The 8,854-nt window shown below is 73.6% G+C and carries 5 protein-coding genes and 1 pseudogene; 4 read left to right on the forward strand and 2 right to left on the reverse strand.

Translation table 11 applies throughout. From position 1 onward, the window contains the following. Positions 1 to 37: 37 nt before the first annotated feature. Positions 38 to 2,177: pseudogene (gene eccCa / locus ABT336_RS27550) on the reverse strand (type VII secretion protein EccCa); the annotation flags it as partial. Positions 2,178 to 2,278: 101 nt separating this feature from the next. Here eccCa and eccD point away from each other — a divergent pair. After that, on the forward strand, positions 2,279 to 3,679 hold the full coding sequence (gene eccD / locus ABT336_RS18375) for a type VII secretion integral membrane protein EccD (protein WP_350897822.1): 1,401 nt from the start codon (positions 2,279 to 2,281) through the stop codon (positions 3,677 to 3,679). A gap of 53 nt (positions 3,680 to 3,732) precedes the next feature. Here the strand turns inward: eccD and ABT336_RS18380 are convergent, their stop codons facing one another. After that, on the reverse strand, positions 3,733 to 4,239 hold the full coding sequence (locus ABT336_RS18380; RefSeq protein WP_350897823.1) for an inorganic diphosphatase: 507 nt from the start codon (positions 4,237 to 4,239) through the stop codon (positions 3,733 to 3,735). 565 nt (positions 4,240 to 4,804) lie between these two features. Here ABT336_RS18380 and dacB point away from each other — a divergent pair. The 3 genes from dacB (at position 4,805) to tilS (ending at position 8,449) form a co-directional block, all read left to right on the forward strand. After that, positions 4,805 to 6,250: a D-alanyl-D-alanine carboxypeptidase/D-alanyl-D-alanine endopeptidase gene (gene dacB / locus ABT336_RS18385; RefSeq protein WP_350897826.1), complete on the forward strand. Its 1,446-nt coding sequence runs from the start codon at positions 4,805 to 4,807 to the stop codon at positions 6,248 to 6,250. A gap of 118 nt (positions 6,251 to 6,368) precedes the next feature. Next, a complete protein-coding gene (locus tag ABT336_RS18390; protein WP_350897824.1) occupies positions 6,369 to 7,436 on the forward strand; it encodes an Rv3626c family coenzyme F420 biosynthesis-associated protein in 1,068 nt (355 codons plus the stop codon). An 11-nt stretch (positions 7,437 to 7,447) separates the two neighbouring features. Continuing rightward, positions 7,448 to 8,449: a tRNA lysidine(34) synthetase TilS gene (gene tilS, locus ABT336_RS18395; protein ID WP_350897825.1), complete on the forward strand. Its 1,002-nt coding sequence runs from the start codon at positions 7,448 to 7,450 to the stop codon at positions 8,447 to 8,449. The last annotated feature ends 405 nt before the right edge of the window (positions 8,450 to 8,854 follow it).

The following is an 8,854-nucleotide window of genomic DNA, read 5'->3' on the forward strand; positions in this document are numbered from 1 at the left end:
GGCGTACCCGCCGTCGTGTTCCCCGTCGTGACGCCCGGCCGGGGGGCCGGTCCGGAGACGTACGCCGCCTTGAAGCGCACCAGGGGCTCGGTGCCGAAGCGCAGGTAGCCGTGCCCCGGGGAGCGGGGCAGCTCGTGCGCGTCCGGGACCCCGAGGACCGTCCTGGACTCCAGGGCCGAGAAGGTCCGCAACCCGATCCGGTACGACAGGTGGGTGTCCAGCCCGCGCAGCCGCCCCTCCTCCAGGCGTTGGCTCGCCAACAGCAGATGCACCCCCAGGGACCGCCCCAACCGGCCGATCTGCACGAACAGGTCGATGAAGTCGGGCTTGGCCGACAGCAGCTCGGAGAACTCGTCGCAGATCAGCAGCAGTGAGGGCAGCGGAGCCAACGGGGTGCCGGTGGCCCTCGCCCGTTCGTAGTCGCGGAGGCCGGCGAAGTTCCCGGCCCGGCGCAGCAGCTCCTGCCGCCGGATCAGCTCCCCGTTGATGGCGTCGACCATGCGGTCCACCAGCGGCAGCGCGTCAGCCAGGTTGGTGATCACCGCTGCGGTGTGCGGCAGCCTCTCGAACGAGGCGAAGGTGGCCCCGCCCTTGAAGTCGACCAGGACGAAGTTGAGCTGCTCGGAGCTGTGCGTGGCGGCCAGCCCGAGCACCAGCGTGCGCAGCAACTCCGACTTGCCGGACCCGGTCGCCCCGATCAGCAGGCCGTGCGGACCCATCCCGTCCTGGACGGACTCCTTCAGGTCGAGTTCGACGGCACCACCGTCGACGCCGACCCCGATCGGCACCCGCAGCCGTTCCCGCGCCGACCGGGCCGCCCACCCCTGCTCGGCGGTGAAGCCCTCCGGATCCCCGATGCCGAGCAGCTCGGGCAGGCCCGGCTCGGTTCCGGAGTGGGCGTCCGGCCCCCGGGCCGGCGTCGCCAACCGAAGCGGCGCCAGCCGTCTGGCCACCGCCTCGGCCTCGGCGGTGTCGAGTCGGTCGGCGGTGCCGACCTCGGCGTGCCCGTCGGCCGAGTACGAGTGCAACCGGCCGTCCCGGACCTCCAGCAGGAGCGAGAACCGTTCCAGCAGGCGAGGCGGTGGGGAGTCCAGGTCGACGACCGTGACAGCGTCGATGCCACAGTCGGAGACCAGGTCGGTGACCGCCGTCAGGTCGGCACCGTCGAGCACCACCACCAGGTGCGGGCCGTCGGTGGTCGGGCCGGTCGGGCTGAACCGGGACCGACTGGCCAGCACGTCGTCGAGGAGCCGTTCCAGGTCGGCGGCGGCGCTGGTGACAAGGCGAACCGGGCCGAGCGCGTCGGTGCGATCCGGGTGGTGGGCGTGCGGCAGCCACTTGACCCACTCCCAGGCGGCCCGCCGCTCCGGCCCGACGCAGACCGCCACGATCAGCTCGTCCGGGGCGTGGAAGACGGCGAGCTGGGTGAGCAGGGCGCGGGTCAGCGCCTGGGCGTCGGTGGTCCCCTCGGCCCGACGGTCCACCCGGCCGTTCGTGGCCGCTGCCGGGCCGGTCGGGGCGTCCCTGACGTACACCCGGGCGAAGCTGCGCAGTGAGAGCGCCACCGGCAGGTCGGGCACCACCGAGTAGGCGTCGAGGAAACGCCGCAGCGCGCCCGCTGTCATCGGCTCCAACTCGTCGAGCGGCCTGGTGACCGGCGGGACCAGGGGAGTGGCCAGGGTCTGCGGGCCGACCGCCACCCGTACCACCGCGAAGTCGGGGTCGGTAGGCCGACGCTCCCACACCCGATGGCTGTCCACAGTGGACCACAGTCGCCCCGGGTCGGGGTGCCGGTAGTAGAGCCCGGCCCGCTGCCGTTCGGCGGTCTCCCGGACCCGGCGGCGCAGCGCCGCGAGGTGCCGCAGGTACTCCCGGCGGGCGGCCATCATCTCGGACTTCTTCGGCGAGCCCGAGGCGGCACCCCAGGAGGTGGCGAGCATGGCCACCGACGAGAGCCCGAACATCCCGCCGACCACGTACGAGTAGGCGCCTCCGCCCCGGCCGAACATCATCGCCATCGCGACGGTTCCGCCGAGCATCGGCAACACCATCAGCAGCTGCTGCCAGCGTCCACCGGTGACCGCCGGGATCTCCGGGGGCGCGTCGACTGGCAGCTCCCCCACCGGGATCTCCGGTGCCGGTCGGCGGGGTGGCCGCCGGATCACGACAGTGGACACGCACCCTCCCCACAGCGCTCGGTGACCCGAGCCTGGCTCATGGTAGGTAAAGTCCTGTCGTCCGCGCAGCCGCCGATCCCGCTCGATTTGGAGATGTGTCGATGTCAGTCGGGCTGGCCCGGGTCACCATCAGCGCGCCCCACCGTCGGATGGACGTCGCCCTACCGGAACAGGTGCCCCTGGTCGAGCTGCTGCCCGACGTTCTCCGGCACGCCGGTGAGGGCCTCGCCGACGACGGTGAACAGCACGGCGGCTGGCTGCTGCGACGGACCGACGGGACAGCCCTGCACACCGCCCAGGCGCTGCTGCCGCAGGGCGTACGCGACGGCGAGGTGCTGCACCTGGTGCCAGCCCGGGCGCAGTGGCCCGAACTGGAGTACGACGACGTGGTGGAGGCGATCGCCGACGGGGCCCGCCGACGGGGCACCCCCTGGTCCCCGACGGCCACCCGGGTCACCACCCTCGTCGGCGCCGGGGTGCCGCTCGCCGTCGGGCTGTTCGCAGTCCTCACAGCGGGGCCGGAGCACCCGGGACGCTGGCCGGTAGCCGTGGCGCTGGCCCTGTCGCTCACCCTCGCCGGAACCGTGGCCTCCCGCGCGTACGGGGACGGCCGGGTCGGCGCGACACTGGGCGGGTACGCGCTGCCGTACGCCTTCGCCGCCGGTGCCCTCGGGGTCGGCTCCGGTGACCCGGTCGGACCGGTACCCGGGCTGCGCTGGCTGGGTGCCCCCGAACTCCTTGCCGGCACCGTGGTGCTGCTCCTTGTCGCAGTCCTCGGGCTGCTCGGGGTGGCCGCCCGACTGCGGGTCTTCGTGGCCGGTGCGACAGTCGGCCTGGTCGGTGCCGTCGCCGCGGTCGGCGGGTCGACCCTGGAACCGGCGGCGACCGCGGCGATCCTGTTCGGCGTCCTGGTGCTGACCGTGGGGGCGCTGCCGCTGCTGGCCATCCGGTTCGGCAAACTGCCGCTGCCCCCGGTCACCCTGCCCGGCGGGCTCCCCGACGGGTCGGAACGGGTCCGGGACCTGCCGGACCGGGCCAGGGTGCACGCGGCGGTCGCCCGGACCGAGGAGATGCTCACCGGTCTGCTGCTCGGGCACGCAGTCCTGGCCGTGGCCGCCACAGTCGTGCTCGGTGTCGCCGGGGGCACTGCAGGACTGGTGCTGGTGGCGGTCGGATCGGCGGTGCTGCTGCTGCGGTCCCGGCTGTTCGTGGCGGTACGCCACCGGGTGCCCCCGTTGGCCGCCGGACTGCTCGGGGTCACCGTGGCGGGTGTGGTCCTCGCCGACCGGGCGGGTGCCGCCGGTCCGGTCCTGTCGGCCGGGGCCGCCCTGGTCCTCGCCCTGGTCACCGCCGCCGCCGGGACCACCTACGCCCGGCGGCCGGTGTCGCCGTACCTTGGTCGGATCGCTGACCTGACCGACACGGCGCTGGTGGTCTCCGTGGTCCCGGTGGCCTGCGCCGTGCTGGGCCTGTACGACCGCGCCCGCGGGCTGCTCGGCTGAGCGTCCCGCGGGCGGTGGTGTCTGCTGTCAGGGGTGCAGACCCCTCGACTGGGTCAGTGCGGAGCCTCGCCGCGCGCCTCGGCCTCCCGGTGGCGGCGGTACGAGTTGACGACCTCCGCCTCGGCCTCCTGCCGACCCACCCAGGTCGCACCCTCGACCGACTTGCCCGGTTCGAGGTCCTTGTAGACCTCGAAGAAGTGCTGGATCTCCAGCCGGTCGAACTCACCGAGGTGGTGGATGTCGCGCAGGTGCTCCTGACGCGGGTCCTCGTAAGGCACGCAGAGGACCTTGTCGTCGCCGCCCTTCTCGTCGGTCATCCGGAACATGCCGATGGTGCGGCACCGGATCAGACACCCCGGGAAGGTCGGCTCGGGAACCAGTACCAACGCGTCCAGCGGATCCCCGTCCTCGCCCAGCGTGCCCTCGATGAACCCGTAGTCGGCCGGGTACTGCGTGGACGTGAAGAGCGTACGGTCGAGCCTGATCCGGCCGGTCGCGTGGTCCACCTCGTACTTGTTTCGGTGACCCTTGGGGATCTCAACCGTGACGTCGAAATCCATCTCACGCTCCCTCGTTGCCCACGCTGGCTGACGGGCACCCTCGGCGCTCCGGTCGGACGAATGCCCACCCGTCGGCTCCGGCCGCCGCATAGTGTTCGGACCGCAGTAGTGTCACCCAAGCCGTTTTCGTGTGGGGGAGGAGGGGGTCGTGGGGAGGGAAGATTCACACTACCGCCCGGACCGGGCCACCGGTCCGGTAACCGGTCGACCGGGGACCGGTGGGGTCAGCGGGCGCATCGCGGTGCCCCAGGCCCAGCTCCCCCGGATGCCGGCGAACACGCCCGAGAGCGGCCCTCCGGGGCGGCCCGACGAGACCGCCTCCACCCCGGTCGGGGACATCTCGGGGGAGACCACCCGCGAGATTCCGGGGCCGGAACCCGGCCGTCACCTGCCCCCACCACCTGCGTACCGCCCGCCGGGGGCACCGGCTCCGGTCGAGCCCGGCCCCGCCGACGGCGCAGCCCCGGCTCCCCCTACGCCCCCGGGCACCACGGCGTCGGCGCCGACCCCCCAGGTGCCCCCGTCCTCGGGCCGTCCCGCGTCGGGTGGTCCCCGACCGGAGACCCTGCGCCGCCGTCGTCGTACCGTCCTGGTCCTGGCGACGGTGCTGCTGCTCGGACTGGCCGGCCTCGGGGTGGTCGTGGTCAGGCCCGGCCCGGTCGCCGGGTGGTTCGGCGACGCGGGCGACGCCCGGCAGGCCGGCGAAACGTCCGAACCAGCCCCCGTGGCGGTGCTCGCCGAATCGGACCCGAACGCCGCCCAACCCACCCCGGACGGGGTACGCGAACTGCTCGACCCGCTCGTCGCCGACGCGACCCTCGGCTCCCGGGTCCACGTCTCCGTGGCCGACGTGCTCTCCGGCCAGGAGCTGTACGGCAAGGGTGCCGACGAGGAGACCGTCCCGGCGTCGGTGGCCAAACTGGTGACCGCGGTGACTGTGCTCGCCGCCCGAGGTCCGGCGTACCGGATCCCCACCCGGGTGGTGGCCGGTGAGAACCCGGGCGAGGTGGTGATCGTCGGCGGTGGCGACCCGACCCTGGCGGTCGACGAGGCCGCCTTCTACCCCGGTGCGGCCCGGCTGACCGACCTCGCGGAGCAGGTGACGCAGGCCCTCGGGGGCACCGTCCCGACGAAGGTGATCGTCGACGCCACGCTCTACTCCGGGCCGAAGTACGAACCGGGCTGGGACGACGACATCCCCACCGGTGGCTACGGCGGTGCGGTCACCGCCCTGATGACCGACGGGGCCCGCCGGGATCCGGTGGCCGCCCGTAAGGCGCTGGCCGCCACCGGCAACGGGGGTGCGGATCGGGTGGCGGACCCGGACCTGACTGCTGGTCGCTCCTTCGCCCGGCTGCTCGGCGCGCCTGTCGAGTCGGTGCAGCGGGGGCGGGCGCCGGGCCCGGCGGGTAGCGGGGTCGGAGCCCCCGCCCCGGGTAGCGAGCTCGGGGTGGTCGAGTCCCTGCCGGTGATCCGGATGGTCGACTTCATGATCAAGGACAGCGACAACCTGGTCGCCGAGGCGCTGGCCCGCCAGGTCGCACTGGCCCGGGAACAGCCCGCGTCGTTCGTGGGTGCGGCGACGGCGATGGACGACGTCCTCGCCGAGCTGGGGCTACCTGCCGACGAGGCATCCCTGACCGACGCGAGCGGCCTGTCCCGGACCAACCGGCTCAGCGCCTCGCTGCTCACCGACCTGATCGCGCTCGCCGGCAACGGCAGCCGCCCCGAACTCGCGGCGATCTTCGCCGGACTGCCTGTCGCCGGATGGTCGGGCACCCTCCTGACCCGGTACGCCTCCCCGGTGACCACCGGCGGCGCCGGGATGGTCCGGGCCAAGACCGGCACGTTGACCGGGGTACACGCGATCGCCGGGCTGGTCACCACCGCCGACGGGCGACTGCTCAGCTTCGCCGTGCTCACCGACCGGGCACCGGCGGACACCCCCGAGCAGACCCGGCAGGCCCTGGACCGGATCGCCGCCGCCCTGGCCGGGTGCGGCTGCCGCTGAGTCGCCCCGTTCCGCCGGGTCCTGACCGGCCGTCGCGACCCGGTTGACCTTGCCGGACACCGGGCGTCTGTCGGTCGGCACCGGGCCGGGGTGTCGCGGCGCGGGTACGGTTGGGTGCATGGCGCAGTTCGTGGACTGGGATCTGGCCGCTGCGACGGCGGGGGCGTTGAGCAAATCGGGCCCTCGGGTGTCGTTGTCCGAGGCCACCGACGTGGTCGTCGACCTGCGGCGGCTGACCGACGAGGCAGCGGAGCACGTGGCCGACTACACGGGGCTGCGCTCGCAGCTCGCCCACCCCCCGGTCCGGGTGGTGGACCGCAAGGACTGGGCGGCGACCAACATCGCCGGTCTGCGGGAGGTGATCACGCCCCTGGTCAGCCGACTCTCCCAGGACAAGCAGCCCGGGGCGTTCACCGAGGCGATCGGTTCCCGGCTGACCGGCGTGCAGGCCGGCACCGTCCTGGCCTACCTCTCCGGCCGGGTCCTCGGCCAGTACGAGGTCTTCTCGGCCGACCCGGGGCAACTCCTCCTGGTCGCGCCCAACATCGTCGAGGTGGAGCGGAAGCTGGAGGCCGAACCGAGGGACTTCCGGCTCTGGGTCTGCCTGCACGAGGTGACCCACCGGACCCAGTTCACAGCGGTCCCGTGGATGCGGGCGTACTTCCTCGGCGAGGTCCAGGCGTTCGTCGACGCCTCGCAGAACAGTGAACACCTCGCCGAGCGGCTGCGCCGGGGGGTCTCCACCCTCGCCGACGTGATCCGCGACCCGCAGAGCCGCACCAGTGTCCTGGACATCGTCCAGACGCCCGCCCAGCGGGCGGTGCTCGACCGGCTGACCGCGCTGATGACCCTCCTGGAGGGGCACGCCGAGTTCGTGATGGACGGGGTCGGTCCGGAGGTCGTACCGAGCGTCGACCGGATCCGGGCGGCGTTCAACCGCCGCCGCGAGTCCGGCAACCCGCTGGAGAAGGCGGTCCGGCGGCTGCTGGGGGTCGAGGTCAAGATGCGCCAGTACGCCGAGGGCCGCAAGTTCGTGCACGGCGTGGTCGAGCAGGTGGGCATGCCCGGTTTCAACAAGATCTTCAGCTCGCCGTTGACCCTGCCCCGGCTCGACGAACTCGGTGACCCGGAGGCCTGGGTGCGGCGGGTGCACGGTTCGGTCGGCCCGCTGCCGACCGCCGGCTGACCGCCTCCGGCGTGCCCGCGCTGCCTCCACCGGTGGCCGCGACCCGGGTGGCGGTCCGGTCGGCGCTGACCGGCGTACCCGTCGGCGGACCGGTCCTGGTGGCCTGCTCCGGGGGCGCCGACTCGCTAGCCCTCGCCGCCGCCACCGCCTTCGTGGCACCCCGCCTCGGGCACTGCGCCGGGCTGGTCACCGTCGACCACGACCTGCAACAGGGCTCCGCCGACCGGGCGGCGTCGGTGGCCGCCTGGGCCGTCGAGGCCGGTCTCCACCCGGTCGAGGCGGTACGGGTGACGGTGGCCGGGCGTCCCGGCGGCCCCGAGGCGGCTGCCCGGGCCGCTCGCTACGAGGCGCTGGGCGCTGTGGCCCGCCGACTCGACGCGGTCGCGGTGCTGACCGGGCACACCCGTGACGACCAGGCCGAGACGGTGCTGTTGGCGTTGGCCCGGGGGGCCGGCCCCCGGGGACTCGCCGGGATGCCCGCCCGCCGTGACCTCGACGGTGTGCCACTGCTGCGCCCGTTCCTCGGCGTCGGTCGGGACGAGACCCGGGCCGCCTGCACGGCCCTCGGCCTGGTCCCGTGGGACGATCCGCACAACACCGACCCGGCGTACGCCAGGTCGCGGGTGCGGTCGGCGGCGCTACCCGCGCTCGTCGACGCGCTCGGTCCGGCAGTGGTGGACAATCTCGCCCGAACCGCCCACCAGGTTGCGGCGGACAACGCCGTCCTCGACGAGCTCGCCGAGAAGGCGTCGGCCGCCGCCCGATCCCCCGCCGGGGGGCTCGCAGTCGATTCCCTGGCCGCCCTGGCTCCGGCGGTACGGACCCGGGTGCTGCACGCCTGGGCTCGGGAACTCGGTGCGCCGGCCTCGGCCCTCTCCCACAGACACGTGGCGGCGCTCGACGCCCTGGTCACCGCCTGGCGCGGTCAGGGGGTCACCCACCTGCCGGGTGGGCTGGGCGTGATCCGCCGTAACGGCCGGATCGTCCTGGCCGAGGGGTCGGACCCGGGTTGACCTGAGTGTCCCGCCGACGGTGAGCCCGATGTCGGTTATATCCCGTTATGGGGGTGTGGTCGGGGGCACTCGGGGGGTGGAATGGCGGCGGGGGTGGAGTCGTTACACCCTCCGTACGACCGAGTGGTTCCCACTGTGGTGGGGGCGGGGTCGGGCCGGTGGACCCGGGAATGACGGCGGGTCGGCGGTGGTTACATCTGGTTGCGGCGTGGTGAGCACGGCTCCCGGCCGCTTCCCTCTCTGAGGACTTTCCCCTTTTTTCGTTGGGCGCCTGACGGTGTCCGCATCTGCCCTGTGGGTGGGTGTCGTTCCCCCGGATGGAGCTGTCGATGATGAACTCGGTGCTGCGTAGGAGTGTTCTGGGTGTTGCTGGTCTGGCGTTCGCGGGTGGTCTGGCGGCGGGTC

Source organism: Micromonospora sp. NPDC000207 (assembly GCF_040300925.1).
Classification (GTDB): domain Bacteria; phylum Actinomycetota; class Actinomycetes; order Mycobacteriales; family Micromonosporaceae; genus Micromonospora.